This window comes from Sphingobium aromaticiconvertens (assembly GCF_037154075.1).
Taxonomy (GTDB): Bacteria; Pseudomonadota; Alphaproteobacteria; order Sphingomonadales; family Sphingomonadaceae; genus Sphingobium; species Sphingobium aromaticiconvertens.
In genome coordinates, this window is the sequence record NZ_JBANRJ010000001.1 from 3,877,864 (window position 1) to 3,890,632 (window position 12,769).

A 12,769-nucleotide genomic window follows, 5' to 3' on the forward strand; every position below is an offset into this window, starting at 1 on the left:
CCCCCTCTCTCGTTCGCTCAGAATTCTTGGCGCTTATCTTTCAAGCCGAAGCCCAGAAATATACGGGATGTTCCGATGGGCGCGGAATTCAGCCAAGTCCGGACCGGCGATGTTCATGGCTATCTGCCGATCGGCTGCCGCCGGACATGGCTGGAGAGAAGAGCGCTTGTGCTGCCCACCTCTGGCGAAATGGCTGCGACATGGCCGTGCCTCCTTTCTATGTCGCTCCTTTCCCATTGATGCGGACGCGCCGCAGGTGAAACCGGCCCGGCCCGGCCCGATCTGATCGTCGTTCCGATTATGGCGACTCGCAGCATCGCCCGGGGGACGGGGGGCAAATCCAGCGTCCGGCTGGCGGGAATAGAACAGCCATAAGGCGCCAGACCCGGCGTTCTGGCCCAATTGCGGGCCTCACGCTATCGATCGTGACGTCAGGTCGTTCGCGGCATCGCGCTTGGCGGTCTCGGACTTGCGCTCAGAATATCGATCGACAAGCTGCTCGGCATGGCCTCGGATCAGAATGGTGAACCGGATCAACTCTTCCATCACGTCGACAATGCGGTCGTAGTAGCTGGAAGGTCTCAAGCGGCCTGCCTCATCGAACTCCTTGAATGCCATTGCGATGCTCGATTGGTTCGGGATCGTGAACATCCTCATCCAGCGGCCGAGCAGACGCAGCGTGTTGACCGCGTTGAAAGACTGCGAGCCGCCTGAGACCTGCATCACCGCGAGCGTCCTTCCCTGGGTCGGGCGCATACCGCCAAACTCCAGCGGCAGATGGTCGACCTGCGCCTTCATGATGCCAGTGATCTGGCCATGACGCTCGGGACTGCACCACACCATGCCCTCGGACCAGAGCGCGTGCTGACGAAGTTCATGGACCGCCGGATGGTCGTCCCCCCTGATCTGATCCGGCAGCGGCAGGTCGCTCGGATCGAAGATCCGCACCTCGGCGCCGAACAGGATCAACAGGCGCGCCGCCTCCTCGACCACGAGTCGACTGAATGATCGCTCCCGCAGGGATCCGTAAAGCAGCAAGATGCGGGGCGGATGTTCGAGCGAACCGAGGCCGACGGCGGGACTAGGTCTAACGAGCGACCGATCGAGCGCCGGCAGGTCATCAGGGTCGGCAAGGGAACGAAGGCGCGACATCAGGCTACCCGACGCTCATACCAAGGGCGTGTCGCCTTCACGATTCTGACCACGGACAGCATGACCGGAACTTCGACCAGCACGCCGACGACGGTAGCAAGCGCTGCGCCGGAGTTGAGACCGAACAGACTGATCGCGGCAGCGACCGCCAGCTCGAAGAAGTTGGACGCGCCGATCAATGCGGCGGGGGCGGCAACGCACCATGCCACGCCGAACCGACGGCTCAGCCAATAGGCGAGCCCTGCGTTGAAATAGACCTGGATGAGAATCGGCACGGCGATCAGCGCGATCACCAGCGGATGAGCTATGATCGCCTGCCCCTGGAATCCGAACAGCAGCACCAGAGTCGTCAGCAACGCGACCAAAGATACTGGGCCAAGACGGCTGAGCAGCCGGTCAAGCGCGGGCTGTCCGCCCGACGAGAGCACGGCACCCCGAATGACCTGCGCGACGATCACCGGCACGACGATGTAGAGTAGGACCGAGATCAGCAGCGTGTCCCAGGGTACGGTGATCGATGCGACGCCGAGGAGAAGGCCGACCAGCGGGGCGAACGCGAACACCATGATGGTGTCGTTGAGCGCGACCTGGCTCAGCGTGTAGGTCGGGTCACCATCGCAGAGATTGGACCAGACGAACACCATCGCCGTGCAGGGCGCTGCGGCAAGCAGGATCAGTCCGGCGATATAGGAGCTGATCTCAGCCTCCGGCAACAGCGGCCGAAACAGCCAGCCCAGGAACAGGGTGCCGAGCAGCGCCATCGAGAAGGGCTTTACCGCCCAGTTGATGAACAGCGTTATGCCGACACCCTTCCAATGCTGCCTGACCGAACCAAGCGCGCCAAGATCGATCTTGAGCAGCATCGGGACGATCATCAGCCAGATCAGAACCGCAACGATGAGGTTGACCCGCGCAACCTCGGTTGACGCAATCACGCCGAACAGGCCGGGCAGTGCATAGCCGAGTGCGATGCCGACGATGATGCAAAGCGCTACCCAGACGCTGAGATAGCGTTCGAATGTGCTGATCGCCGGCCTGGCCGGCGCCAACGTTCCAGCAGTGGTGGCGTTCATGATGCGACCCGCTGGCCGCGGTCATCGACAATGCGTTCGCCATCTTCCTTCGCGAAGGCGCCACGCTGATCGCTCGGCAGCAGATCGAGCACCTCCTCGGAAGGGCGGCAGAGCTTGACGCCGAGCGGTGACACTACGATCGGGCGGTTGATCAAGATTGGATGCGCCATCATCGAATCGACAAGCTGCCCATCACTCAGCGACGGGTTATCGAGCCCCAACTCAGCGAAAGGCGTGCCCTTCTCGCGCAGCAAAGAGCGCGTGGTAATACCCATGCGCTCGATCAGCCACATAAGCATCGACCGCGACGGAGGAGTCTTCAGATAGTCGATCACACGCGGTTCGATTCCAGCATTGCGGATCATCGCCAGCGTGTTGCGGGAGGTGCCGCAATCGGGATTGTGGTAGATTATGATATCGACCGGCATCAGGCTGCGTCCCCGCGACGGCTGCTCGCGCCTTCGCCATGCCCGATCTCACGGACACGGGCCCGCAAAGCCATGGCGTCGAGCCTATCGAAGGGCAACGCCGCGAAGAGCTTGATGCGGTTCTCAAGATAGCGCAGCGCTGTCACGAACGCGCGCTCCCGCTCGATCTGCGAACCCTGGACGTGGCTTGGATCCTCGATCCCCCAATGGGCGGTGACAGGATGACCTGGCCAGATCGGGCAGACCTCGCCCGCCGCGTCGTCGCACACGGTGAACACGAAATCCATCACGGGCGCGCCAGGCACGGCGAACTCGTCCCAGCTCTTCGAACGGAGACCTTCTGTAGGATATTCAATCCGCTCGAGCAGAGCGAGCGCGTCAGGGTTGATCGCGCCCTTGGGGTAGCTCCCCGCCGAAAAGGCACGGAAGCGGCCGCCGCCCAGCTTGGTGAGCGCACTCTCCGCAAGGATCGAACGGGCCGAGTTGCCGGTGCACAGGAAGAGGACGTTGAAGATGCGGTCAGACATGGCAAACTCCATCAGCAGCAGGGGGCGAGTTCGGCGATCAGCGGCGCGCACAGCGCCGCGTTGCCGCCACAGCAATCCTTCACGAGAAACAGGGTCAGCGTCTTCAGCTGGTCCAGCTCGACGCGATAGTTGACGACCCGGCTGCGCCGCTCGGATCGGATCAATCCGGCTCGTGAGAGCGTGGCCAGGTGAACCGACATGGTGTTCTGGGGAACGCCCAGCGCCTTGGCGATCTCGCCGACAGCGAGCCCATCGGGCTCGTGCCGGACCAGAAGCCGGAAGGCGTCAAGGCGGGTACCCTGCGCGAGAGCGCCCAAGGCGGCGATGGCTGAATCATTATCCATATATCTACACTAACGGACATATGGATAATGATCAACGACGACATTCACAGCGATTTACATGCTTTTCCAACATCCCCAGCCGGATCGCGGCCCCGCCGGGAGAGCCGCTCGGGTCGCTCAAGCGGCGCGAATCTCTTCGGCAGCGGCCTTCCCGACGGTACGGTCGTCCGCAACCGTCTCGAAGGAGACCTTCTTTAGGATCGGTCGCCGCGACGTCCAGCCTCTTGAGGACGCGTTCCCGGCGCCTCAGAGCGGCGGACGGCAGCCTCTTGCCTGGTGGATGCCGCGCAGGAAGCCCCGTCGCGCAAAACCCGCATCGATCGCGGTGTTGAGGCGACGCTGCGCCGGCGCCGCGCCGGTCGCCTCCCGCACCAGTCCCCGGAAGGGAATGAGCGAGTTCACCACCATCTGGCCGCCGGCCTCTGCAAATTTTCCGGCGCTGTTCTCTTGCTGTTTCGCACCGACAATGAAGTCCGGTCCAAGCACCGCGCTCAGTTCGGTTACCGCACGGGCCAGTTCGGTGCAGGCTCTAAGGCCGTCGAGGTTGTAGGGGTTCTCGCTCGCTCTTTCCAACACCGGCGGAATATTGGTCGCGGCCACACCGACGTCGCGAACCGGCTGGGTCACGATCTCGCCCGCCCTCCTGCCCGTCTGGTCTACCTTGCTTTCCGGCTGCGCGACGGGTGGCGCGGCTGCGCCGGTCTTGGGCGGCGGGCTATGGGGAATGCAGCCGGCCAGCAGAAGCGAAGCGATCAGCAGGGCGCAGAGCGGAACCCCGGCGGCTGCCGTCGACTTGCGTGGGCTGTAAGTGGGCAAGACCGTCATATCCGAAATATAGGGTTTTAGATGCGTCAGGCAGGTCCCTCTGTAAGGAATTCCCCTAAGTCCCAAGCGATGGGAGATTTCTGCCCACGATGAGGACCGGGCCATCGGTCCTTGCCAGAACTGCTTCGTACAGGACGTCATGTGGCGTTGGATGAAGCCCTCGGCAGCGCCTTCCTGCCGCGGCTGGCCACCGGCTTTGCTGCATCGGGATCATCGGCTATTCCGAGTTCCTCCTATATGTGCGGTACGGTTGACCAAATCGTTGGGCATGCTGCCGGTCCCCAAGCGCTTCCACCGCGGCAAGGAACCTTCCGCGTCGGCACCTGGGCTTCTGGCCGAAGGACGACCGCTGCGACAAGATTGTCGCTTCGCTTCCAGTGGAAGGACTATGAGGGACGGTGATCGCCGGGACCTACGTATGTATACGAATTCGTCCGGTTAAGAGCATGAGGCAGGCTCGGATCAGCCACAGATTTTCATATGGCTCGTGCAGAGTCGGCTCAAGCCGAGCGAAAGGCACGGCTCGATTTGCCATGGCGGCAGGAAAATACGGGAACGATCATGCGCGGCAGCTTCTTCTGGGGAATGGTGGTCGGAGCGGGTGGCGCCCTGGTGGCGTCGATCCCGTGGGAAACGACGAGGCCTGCGGCCAAACGGGCGCTGCGGGCCGGTCTTGCCGGCTATGCAGCAGTTCGCGGCGCGGCCGCGCGTTTCGCTGAAGATGTCGAGGATCTGGTCGCCGAGGTCGCCCATGAGATGAAGCAAACACCCGCGCCAGAGGCCGCTTCCGCAACCGCGGCCACGCAAGGAGCAGCCAGCCAGGAGAAGGACGCCGTCGATGGATCGCAGTCCAAAAGCTGAAACGACGCGAGGTCATCTCAAGCACCGTATGCCCGGACGCGTCCGGATCGTGCTCGATCGTCCCCTGCCCCACCGCGAGCGGCTTGAGTCGCTTGCTACGGCATTGGCCGCGATTCCGGGCATAGACTCCGCCGAGATCAGGCCGACAAGCGGCAGCATCGTTATCAGACACCGAGGCGATTTTGATGAGTTGCGGGAGTCGATCGCCAGGGAAGGCATCCAGTTTGCTTCGTCCATCACGCATCTTCAGCCGATTGATCCGATGGGCGCCGCCGCACGGCAGCTTGGTACGGTCGACGGAGCGATAGCGCGCCTGACGGACGGCCGTGCGGATCTGTGGAGCCTGGCTTTCGCGGGGCTTGTGGCCGGGGGTGTGATCCAGCTCGCAAGAGGCAGGGTTGCCGGACCGGCGCTGACCCTCCTCGGTCAGGCCGCCACCCTGACGATGGCCCGGCCACTGCGAACGTTCATTCGCTGAGTCCGTCGCAGTTCGCCGATGCCGAAAGAGGTCGCCGCCAGCCCGGCGGAGAGCGCCAAGTCGCCCGGACCGGGCACACCCAGCCCGAGCAGCGTTCGCAGTGGCCGGATCAGGAAAGGCGCGGCAAGCAGTCCGCAAGCCGCTGCCAATGCGCCGCCAAGCCGTGTCTCCGATACCACTCGACCTGCGACCGATCCGGGCGTCCGGTCACGCAGCCCCCAGGCGTGGGCAAACTGCGCCAGCGACAATGTTATGAAGGTCGCCGCGCGTGCCTGTGGTCCGGCGCCCTTGCGCGCCAACAGGATGAGATGGGCGGTCAACGCCGACGCAGCGAGGTGCGCGCCGTCGAATCCAAGATCCCGAAGCTCGTCGTGGCCGAACAGCGGCGCATCCGCAGTGCGCGGGGGGCGTGTCATCACGTCGCCTCGCGGCTCGGCCATCGCCAGCCCCAGACCTGGCATGATGTCCGTCACCAGATTGAGCCAGAACAACTCCATCGGCGTTTCGAGCCCGCCCCGGCCATGCAGGGTTTCGCCGAGCATGAGGAGCACCTCCGACAGGTTCGTCGACAGGAAATAGCGGGTGGCCGCGCCGATGCTGTCATCGGTCGCGCGCCCGCGGGCGATCGCCCGTGCCAACGCCCGTAAATCATCGTCGGCGATCACGATGTCCGCCACCTCGCGCGCGACATCGGTTCCCTGCCTTCCCATGGCGACGCCTACCGCAGCAGCCCTGAGCGCGGGACCGTCGTTGACGCCATCCCCGATCATCGCCACGCGCCGGCCCGCGCCCTGAAGCGCGCGGACGATGCGCAGCTTGTCACCAGGGCTGATACGGGCGAAGACCGACGTCCGGAGCGCCAAAGCGCCAAGCGCCTGATCGTCGAGATCCGCAAGGTTCGCGCCGTCCACGACGGGGATGATGCCGGTCCGTGACACGGCGACCGCTTCGGCGACCGAAAGCGCGGTGGCCGGCTGGTCTCCGGTGATAATGATCGTTCGAATGCCGGCGCGGTGAAAGATCTCGACCGCTTCCTGCGCCTCCGCGCGGACAGGGTCAGCGAGCGCCACGAGGCCCAGCCAGACGAGGTCGTCCGGCAATCCGTCGCGAAGATCACCTTCCTTCCTCGCAACGCCGAGCACCCGCAAGCCTTCCCGGGCGAGCGTCTCATTGGTGGCAAGGATCCGGTGACGCCGTTCCTCGTCGAGCGGCCGAAGCCCATCCTCCGTCAGTTCGTGGGCGGCAAGCGCGAGCAATTCGTCCGGCGCGCCCTTGACCGCGACATAATCCGCGCCGTTGCGGCGATGCGCTGTCGCCATCCATCGATGCGCCTGATCCCGGCTCTGGAGGCCCACTATCGGCGACTGTTGTTGGACGGCATCGGGGTCGATGCCGACGTCGCTGGAAAAGCGAAGAAGCGCCAGCTCGGTGGAGGATCCCGTCTGCATAGCCAGATTTGCCTCATTGCACAGCGCCACGGCCTCGGCGATGGCGCGCAGCAAATCTGTGTCCGAGCCATGGCCATGTCCGTCCGCCGAAGTCCGCCGAACCTCTTCTCCGATGGCGACCGCCACGACCGCCATCCTGTTCTCGGTCAAGGTTCCCGTCTTGTCGAGGCAGATGGTGTCGATGGTGCCCAGGGCCTCGACCGCGGGCAGCGCCCGAACAAAAGCCTGCTCGCGCTCCATCGCCCTTGCGCCCAGCGCAAGTGTCGTGGTCGCGATGGCCGGAAGACCCTCGGGAATGGCAGCGACGGCGAGCGCGACCGCGCTTCGCGCCATGGCCAGCAGTGGCTCGCCGCGCAGCAGCCCGACCAGGAACACAACGCTCGATGCGCCGACGCAGAGCAATGCGAGACGGCCGCTGAGGGACGAAAGCTCCTCCTCGATGACGGGTCGGGGCGGACGCGCCAGATCGATCAAGGCGCGGGTTCGTGCGGCCTCCGTGCCGCTGCCTGTACGAAAGACGACTGCGCGCCCGTCTCCACCGCTGACGATCGTTCCATCGTGGACGATATTGTGCCGGTCGGCGACTCCGGCCGGCGCCTGGTCCAGCACCTTGGCGTGCTTTCGAACTGGCAGGCTCTCGCCCGTCAGCGTCGATTCATCCACCGTCAGATCCCCGCATTCGAGAATTCGGGCATCGGCGGGCACGAACTGGCCCGGCGCGAGGACGAGGATATCGCCGGGCACGATCGTCGCGGCGAGCACCGTAAGGCGATTGCCGTCACGCTGGACCTCCGCCATATGCTCCGTCGGCCGCGACAGGCGGCGGATAAGGCGCTCCGTGGCATTTTCCGAAGAGAAGCCGATGGCGGCGTTGGCGAGTACGACGCCGATCGTCAAAGCGGCGTCCAGCAGGCCACCGGTGGCGAAGGAAAGAACCGCCGATCCGAACAGCAGCGCCACCGGCAAGCCCGTGAACTGCGCCGCGACCATATCCCGCTGCGAGCGGCCGAGCGGCGGCGGAGTCTGGTTCGGCCCGTAGACGGCGAGCCGGCGGCGCGCCTCGTTCGCAGAAAGACCGTCCGCCCCGCTACGCAACAGCTCGAGGATATCCTCACCCCGCGAACGGAAAATGGCGTCACTCTCCAGTGGCGGTTCGTCCAAAAGCCTCGGTCGCCGCGGACCGGAGCGGGAAAGCCGGTCATCTGGCTCGGCGGCCGCCTCGATCGGCGCCGATTCCTCCAACCAGGAGACGATGGCGGCAATGGTCACTGCGGGATCATGTTCGACAAGCATGCTGCCCAAGAAGGCATTGCCCTCCCCTACACGGCAACCGCGAGCCACCAATCTGCTTCGGAAACGCCGTAACGCGTCATCGGCAGGCCATGGAGAAAACCGCAATCGCGTTCGACCCGGAATGTGATGATGTATCGAAATCGCCACTGGTATTCGCGATCCTTTCATTCTTCCGGACGCTGCCCGGGAAGCATGACCAATCATATGTCCGCAGGCGTTACATCATCGAGAGACCGCAGCAGATTGGTATGTTCCCTCAACGTCGTCGCTTTGCGAGCCAGAGTTCACTGGTCCGCAGCCCCCGGCACCGCGCGGCAGAGTGGCGTGAGCAGATCGCCGCGGTCACATCCCCGGGGACGTGACCGCGGCACAAATTCCGACACAAGCGAGGCGGTCGCGGGCCATCACGAACTGAGCGTCTTGCGCCTCTCCGAAGTGGTGCGCGGGACTGATGACGCCCCATCCGGGGCTTTACGTAACGCACCGCGCAGTAGTGCCCGGTATCGGGAGCGATGCAATATCTCCTCTCCGAACGGAACGACATGACATACCGAAACACTGTTTCGGATTCAGGACAGCCGAAGATCCTGCTTGCAGAGGACGATCCCGCGGTCAGGCGATCGCTTCAGCTGGCCTTGCAGGCGCGGGGCTATGACGTCAGGGCGCACGCGACCGGAAAGACGCTGCTCGACGATCCGTTTTGCACAAGCGCTGCCTGCCTGGTGGCAGACTATCGGCTCGACGAACTCGACGGCTTCGAGATTTTGTCGCGCCTGCGTTCGCGGGATTGGAATGGACCCGCCATACTGATTACCGCCTACGCCGCCCTAGGCCTTCAGGAGCGAGCTGCCAGCCTCGGCTTTGGGGCGGTGATCGAGAAGCCGTTCCGCGAAGGAGCCGTCGGTGACACTATCGACCGTCTCTTGCATGCGCACCGTCAGTCAGGCGGAGCGCGTCACGATGGTCAGTGAAAGGGAGCCAATCACCAACCGCCTTTTGCTCTCGCTGCCTCCGGCAACGCTCGCACGGCTGACACCCGAGATGGAGCTTATTCGGACGGAGTCGGGGGCCGTCATCGATCATGTTAATGGGTTGATCCAGCATCTCTATTTCGTAAACCGGGGCATCATCTCGATGGTTAAGGTGATGCGCGACGGCCGCTCCGTCGAAGTGGGCGCGATCGGTCTCGAGGGCATCACCGATTCCAATGCGCTGTTCGGCGTCGATGTGGCGATCACCGAGACGATGGTGCAGGTGCCGGGCAGCGCGCTCAAGATCAGCCGAACTTTCCTTTCGCGCGAGCTCGAGCGGGATCGCGATCTGAGGCGGATGATGGAGCGGTACTGGCGCTTCGCCTTTGGCCAGCTCGCACAGACTGCGGCTTGTAACCGACTGCATACGCTCGAGGAGCGCTGCTGTCGTTGGCTGCTGACGAGCCATGACAGCGCGCTTGCCGACAGCTTTCCGCTCACGCACGAGTTCCTCGCGACGATGCTTGGAACAACCCGCTCCAGCGTCTCGCTGACCGCCAAGGTGCTCCATAGGGCGGGATACATCGACTATGTGCGTGGGATCATTACGATCGTCGACCGGGCGGGTCTCGAGGAGACCTCATGCGAATGCTACGCCGAGACCACCGCAGAGATGAATCGATTGTTCGGTCCGGAAACGCAGCCGAGCGGCTGATTTTTCGGGAAAGGTTCGGACACGCTCATGCTATGTTCGACATCGAACAGACGCGTGCGCGAACGGTCATCACTCTGTGCACTCCGACACGCTGAGTCGATAGGATAGCCGCCAGCGGCGCTCCGCTCACCCGTAGGCAGGTCGCTAGCGGGAGCGTTACAAATGGCGCGTGAGGGCGGGAACGGTCGGAGCGACTTCGAGAAGCAATCCTGGGCGCACAACCAAAATATCCTGCGCTTCCAGTCCCTTCTCCATAATGCCACCCATCTCGACAGGCATGATGAGATCCGCAAACTTCTTCGCGATGAGGAAGAGAAGCTGCGGTCGCTTGAGAAAGATGGGTGACTGCAAAAAGGGCAACGCGCAATGCCCAACGTCTGGGAGATAGCAGCGCCGAGCCTGACGATGTTCATCGCTTCGACGCGGTCCATTTCGGCGTCAATGAAGATTTTCCGGAACCGGTCGCGATCCAGTCTGGGTGACGTTCTGGATGCGGATCGGGCGGGAAGCATGACGGCCCGCTGGCGCCATGATGATGATGAGCGCCGACTTTGCGTCCTTTCGATCAGGCGCGGCCACGAATGACTGTCCAAGGCTATTCTGCCCGATCATGCTCGAACCCTCGTTCAAGCAGCTTCAAACGATCAACGATGGAAAAGAAGAAGGCGGTGGACCAGCCGATCAGAATTATTCCGCTGGCGCCCTCGATCGCGCCCAAGATGCGACTGCCCGGGGGAAGAACCAGATCTCCGTAGCCTATTGTCACATAGGTCGAGGTGGAGAAGTAAAGCGCCTGCTCGAAATCAGGAAAAGCGTTGAGCCACCGGTATACGCCCGCCCAGATCCAGATCTCGACCGAATGCAGCGCAAAGAGGCCGAACGCCGCTAAAAGGATCGCCGCTGTGTTGAACATCGCCGCCAGCATTCGGCTCGATGCGTGACGGTGTCGGCGCAGAATTGCAAGCAAGGCCCCAAGCCCCACGAGGTGCACCAGCACCGTCAGGGCGACGACCGCTGTTGCGATACCCAGTTGCGTGGACAATGTCATGGCAGTCGGATTGGCATGGACGGCCCGTCCCGCCCACGACAATCCATTCGATGGAGGCACGTTGGTCGGCGTAAGCCGGGCTTGCACCGGCATCCGTTTCTACGCCAGCGATGAGAGCCGGAACTATCGGTCATCGCCAGAACCGCTTCGTGTCGATCAGCGCGTCATGCGCGACCGCCGCAGCCTTCAACAGCGCCTTCTTCCGGGCGTTGACCAACAACATTGACGCATCGTGATCGTCAGCGATTCCTAGCGTTTCCAGCAGGCGCGGCGCCGTCGCCAGGTCGTTGAGCAGACCGAGCTGGTCCTGAAGCTCTTCCAGCGCCACGAGGAATCGCTCGTACCGCCGCCTCTCGTGCTTGCGCTCGAACAAGGTGGCGAAGAACTCGGCCCCATAGCGCAATTTCTTGACGTTCTTGCGGACCCGGTGCCGGGCGGCATCGGCCGCATGAGCGAGATCACCTCCCCCCTTCTTCACTTTGCGGCGAAAGCGGCCGAGCGCGGCGACCGCGAATTCTCGCGCCGGCTGATGGCGATCCGCCTCGGTGGCGGACACATGTAGCCAGTCGCCGTTCACAGTCCACTCCGCAAGATCGAGCATCAGCTTCCGCGCGCGCGATGACGCCAATGCATCCGCGACCTCGCCATAGGCCGCTTGGCGCGCCGCCTCGATGCGATCGTATAGTGGACCCGATCGGGCGCTTTCGAGCAACACATCAAGGTTGCGGGCGTCGCCAAGCTTCGAAGCGACCCACCGCAGCTCCTCGCCCAGCTTCACTTTCATGTCTCCGCCGATCAGCGGCTTGAAGATTGAGAAGCTTGATCGCAGGCGGCGCAACGCCACGCGCGCCTGATGCAGCGCCTCGGTGTCCCCGCCCGTCAGCAGCAGCGTCTCGTTCAGCCGGAACTGCCGCACGCAGCTCTGGACAATATGCTGGAACGCCTGGGCCGCCGTCATGTCGCTGGTTAGCGCTATCGGCTCGGCCTTGACCATCGTCGTGACCGGTCCGGTGAGCCGGTAGCCCCGCTCGGCCTTGGTCTGTACACTGAGCCGGACGGGCGCGACCGCATCGATGCGCCGGGCAAGCGTGAACAATGCGGCCGGATCGCCGGCCTTCAACTCCAGCTCGATCTCGCAGATCGGCGATGTTCGGTCCCCCGCCGCCGCCTCGCCGCGGTCCAGAACCACTTCGATCGTCGCGCCCTCCTGCCTCAGTATCCACGTGCGCCGCGCGATCCGCACCTCGAAGACCGAACCGACGCTATCGACCGCGCCGCCGATCATGGCCCGGACCGGCGTCGTATCATCGAGGATTGGCTTGTCGTCCTTGACGGCGCGTTCCCATTCGGAGCGCACGAACAGGCCCGCGGCACTGGCGCCATCCGCCTTCACGGTCTGCGTGCGCTTCCTGCCCGAACGGCGGATGCGAAGCGAAAACCCCTTCTTCGCCAGAGCATGATCCGGAGTGTCGAAATAGACCGACCCTTGCTCGATCTTTTCAGGATTGGCCGGCAGCAAAGCGGAAGCTTCGAACGCATCGGCGGCGTCCGGCGTCAGTTCGAGCTTCAGTTCGATTTCGTCCGCCATGCATGCCTTCTCTCACCG

Annotated in this window: 14 protein-coding genes; 4 read left to right on the forward strand and 10 right to left on the reverse strand. The window is 63.6% G+C overall.

The window, feature by feature from the left end; genetic code table 11:
* Positions 1 to 411 precede the first annotated feature (411 nt).
* The 6 genes from arsH to WFR25_RS18635 all read right to left on the reverse strand — a co-directional run bounded on the left by arsH (position 412) and on the right by WFR25_RS18635 (position 4,340).
* Positions 412 to 1,152, reverse strand: a complete 741-nt coding sequence (arsH, locus tag WFR25_RS18610) for an arsenical resistance protein ArsH (protein ID WP_048577517.1) — start codon at positions 1,150 to 1,152, stop codon at positions 412 to 414.
* On the reverse strand, positions 1,152 to 2,225 hold the full coding sequence (arsB, locus tag WFR25_RS18615) for an ACR3 family arsenite efflux transporter (protein ID WP_048577518.1): 1,074 nt from the start codon (positions 2,223 to 2,225) through the stop codon (positions 1,152 to 1,154). The genes arsH and arsB overlap by 1 nt, the downstream gene beginning before the upstream one ends.
* Positions 2,222 to 2,653, reverse strand: a complete 432-nt coding sequence (gene arsC / locus WFR25_RS18620; protein ID WP_048577519.1) for an arsenate reductase (glutaredoxin) — start codon at positions 2,651 to 2,653, stop codon at positions 2,222 to 2,224. The genes arsB and arsC overlap by 4 nt, the downstream gene beginning before the upstream one ends.
* Positions 2,653 to 3,180 (reverse strand): arsenate reductase ArsC, encoded by a 528-nt coding sequence (locus WFR25_RS18625; protein ID WP_043152291.1) that lies wholly within the window; start codon positions 3,178 to 3,180, stop codon positions 2,653 to 2,655. Before WFR25_RS18625 ends, arsC begins: the two co-directional genes overlap by 1 nt.
* An 11-nt stretch (positions 3,181 to 3,191) precedes the next feature.
* On the reverse strand, positions 3,192 to 3,524 hold the full coding sequence (locus tag WFR25_RS18630) for an ArsR/SmtB family transcription factor (RefSeq protein ID WP_048577520.1): 333 nt from the start codon (positions 3,522 to 3,524) through the stop codon (positions 3,192 to 3,194).
* Positions 3,525 to 3,770: 246 nt separating this feature from the next.
* A complete protein-coding gene (locus WFR25_RS18635) occupies positions 3,771 to 4,340 on the reverse strand; it encodes a hypothetical protein (RefSeq protein ID WP_336972886.1) in 570 nt (189 codons plus the stop codon).
* Positions 4,341 to 4,829: 489 nt separating this feature from the next.
* Here WFR25_RS18635 and WFR25_RS18640 point away from each other — a divergent pair, with 489 nt between their 5' ends.
* Together WFR25_RS18640 and WFR25_RS18645 are read left to right on the forward strand one after the other, a co-directional pair.
* A complete protein-coding gene (locus tag WFR25_RS18640) occupies positions 4,830 to 5,210 on the forward strand; it encodes a DUF5132 domain-containing protein (protein WP_082166232.1) in 381 nt (126 codons plus the stop codon).
* The gene (locus WFR25_RS18645) at positions 5,188 to 5,688 is read left to right on the forward strand and encodes a hypothetical protein (protein ID WP_148564770.1); all 501 of its coding nucleotides are present in this window, start codon (positions 5,188 to 5,190) and stop codon (positions 5,686 to 5,688) included. Before WFR25_RS18640 ends, WFR25_RS18645 begins: the two co-directional genes overlap by 23 nt.
* On the opposite strand, the gene WFR25_RS18650 is transcribed toward WFR25_RS18645, so the two are convergent.
* Positions 5,637 to 8,429, reverse strand: a complete 2,793-nt coding sequence (locus tag WFR25_RS18650; RefSeq protein ID WP_336974974.1) for a cation-translocating P-type ATPase — start codon at positions 8,427 to 8,429, stop codon at positions 5,637 to 5,639. The genes WFR25_RS18645 and WFR25_RS18650 overlap by 52 nt on opposite strands.
* 512 nt (positions 8,430 to 8,941) lie before the next feature.
* On the opposite strand from WFR25_RS18650, the gene WFR25_RS18655 reads away from it, so the two are divergent.
* Both WFR25_RS18655 and WFR25_RS18660 read left to right on the forward strand, forming a co-directional pair.
* Complete coding sequence (locus tag WFR25_RS18655; protein ID WP_328804629.1) at positions 8,942 to 9,400, forward strand: response regulator; 459 nt, start codon at positions 8,942 to 8,944, stop codon at positions 9,398 to 9,400.
* Complete coding sequence (locus WFR25_RS18660; protein WP_139181770.1) at positions 9,333 to 10,115, forward strand: Crp/Fnr family transcriptional regulator; 783 nt, start codon at positions 9,333 to 9,335, stop codon at positions 10,113 to 10,115. The genes WFR25_RS18655 and WFR25_RS18660 overlap by 68 nt, the downstream gene beginning before the upstream one ends.
* Before the next feature lie 156 nt (positions 10,116 to 10,271).
* Here WFR25_RS18660 and WFR25_RS18665 read toward each other — a convergent pair whose 3' ends face one another.
* From WFR25_RS18665 to WFR25_RS18675, 3 genes are all read right to left on the reverse strand, one after another.
* Positions 10,272 to 10,475, reverse strand: a complete 204-nt coding sequence (locus WFR25_RS18665) for a hypothetical protein (protein ID WP_336972888.1) — start codon at positions 10,473 to 10,475, stop codon at positions 10,272 to 10,274.
* A gap of 235 nt (positions 10,476 to 10,710) precedes the next feature.
* Complete coding sequence (locus WFR25_RS18670) at positions 10,711 to 11,163, reverse strand: potassium channel family protein (RefSeq protein WP_048577527.1); 453 nt, start codon at positions 11,161 to 11,163, stop codon at positions 10,711 to 10,713.
* A 130-nt stretch (positions 11,164 to 11,293) separates the two neighbouring features.
* Positions 11,294 to 12,751: a CYTH and CHAD domain-containing protein gene (locus WFR25_RS18675; RefSeq protein ID WP_048577528.1), complete on the reverse strand. Its 1,458-nt coding sequence runs from the start codon at positions 12,749 to 12,751 to the stop codon at positions 11,294 to 11,296.
* Between the last annotated feature and the right edge of the window lie 18 nt (positions 12,752 to 12,769).

Coding starts and splice junctions, on each gene's coding strand:
- arsH (WP_048577517.1), bottom strand. CDS start 1,152: ATGTCGCGCCTTCGTTCCCTTGCCGACCCTGATGACCTGCCGGCGCTC.
- arsB (WP_048577518.1), bottom strand. CDS start 2,225: ATGAACGCCACCACTGCTGGAACGTTGGCGCCGGCCAGGCCGGCGATC.
- arsC (WP_048577519.1), bottom strand. CDS start 2,653: ATGCCGGTCGATATCATAATCTACCACAATCCCGATTGCGGCACCTCC.
- WFR25_RS18625 (WP_043152291.1), bottom strand. CDS start 3,180: ATGTCTGACCGCATCTTCAACGTCCTCTTCCTGTGCACCGGCAACTCG.
- WFR25_RS18630 (WP_048577520.1), bottom strand. CDS start 3,524: ATGGATAATGATTCAGCCATCGCCGCCTTGGGCGCTCTCGCGCAGGGT.
- WFR25_RS18640 (WP_082166232.1), top strand. CDS start 4,830: ATGGCTCGTGCAGAGTCGGCTCAAGCCGAGCGAAAGGCACGGCTCGAT.
- WFR25_RS18645 (WP_148564770.1), top strand. CDS start 5,188: ATGGATCGCAGTCCAAAAGCTGAAACGACGCGAGGTCATCTCAAGCAC.
- WFR25_RS18650 (WP_336974974.1), bottom strand. CDS start 8,429: ATGCTTGTCGAACATGATCCCGCAGTGACCATTGCCGCCATCGTCTCC.
- WFR25_RS18655 (WP_328804629.1), top strand. CDS start 8,942: ATGCAATATCTCCTCTCCGAACGGAACGACATGACATACCGAAACACT.
- WFR25_RS18670 (WP_048577527.1), bottom strand. CDS start 11,163: ATGACATTGTCCACGCAACTGGGTATCGCAACAGCGGTCGTCGCCCTG.
- WFR25_RS18675 (WP_048577528.1), bottom strand. CDS start 12,751: ATGGCGGACGAAATCGAACTGAAGCTCGAACTGACGCCGGACGCCGCC.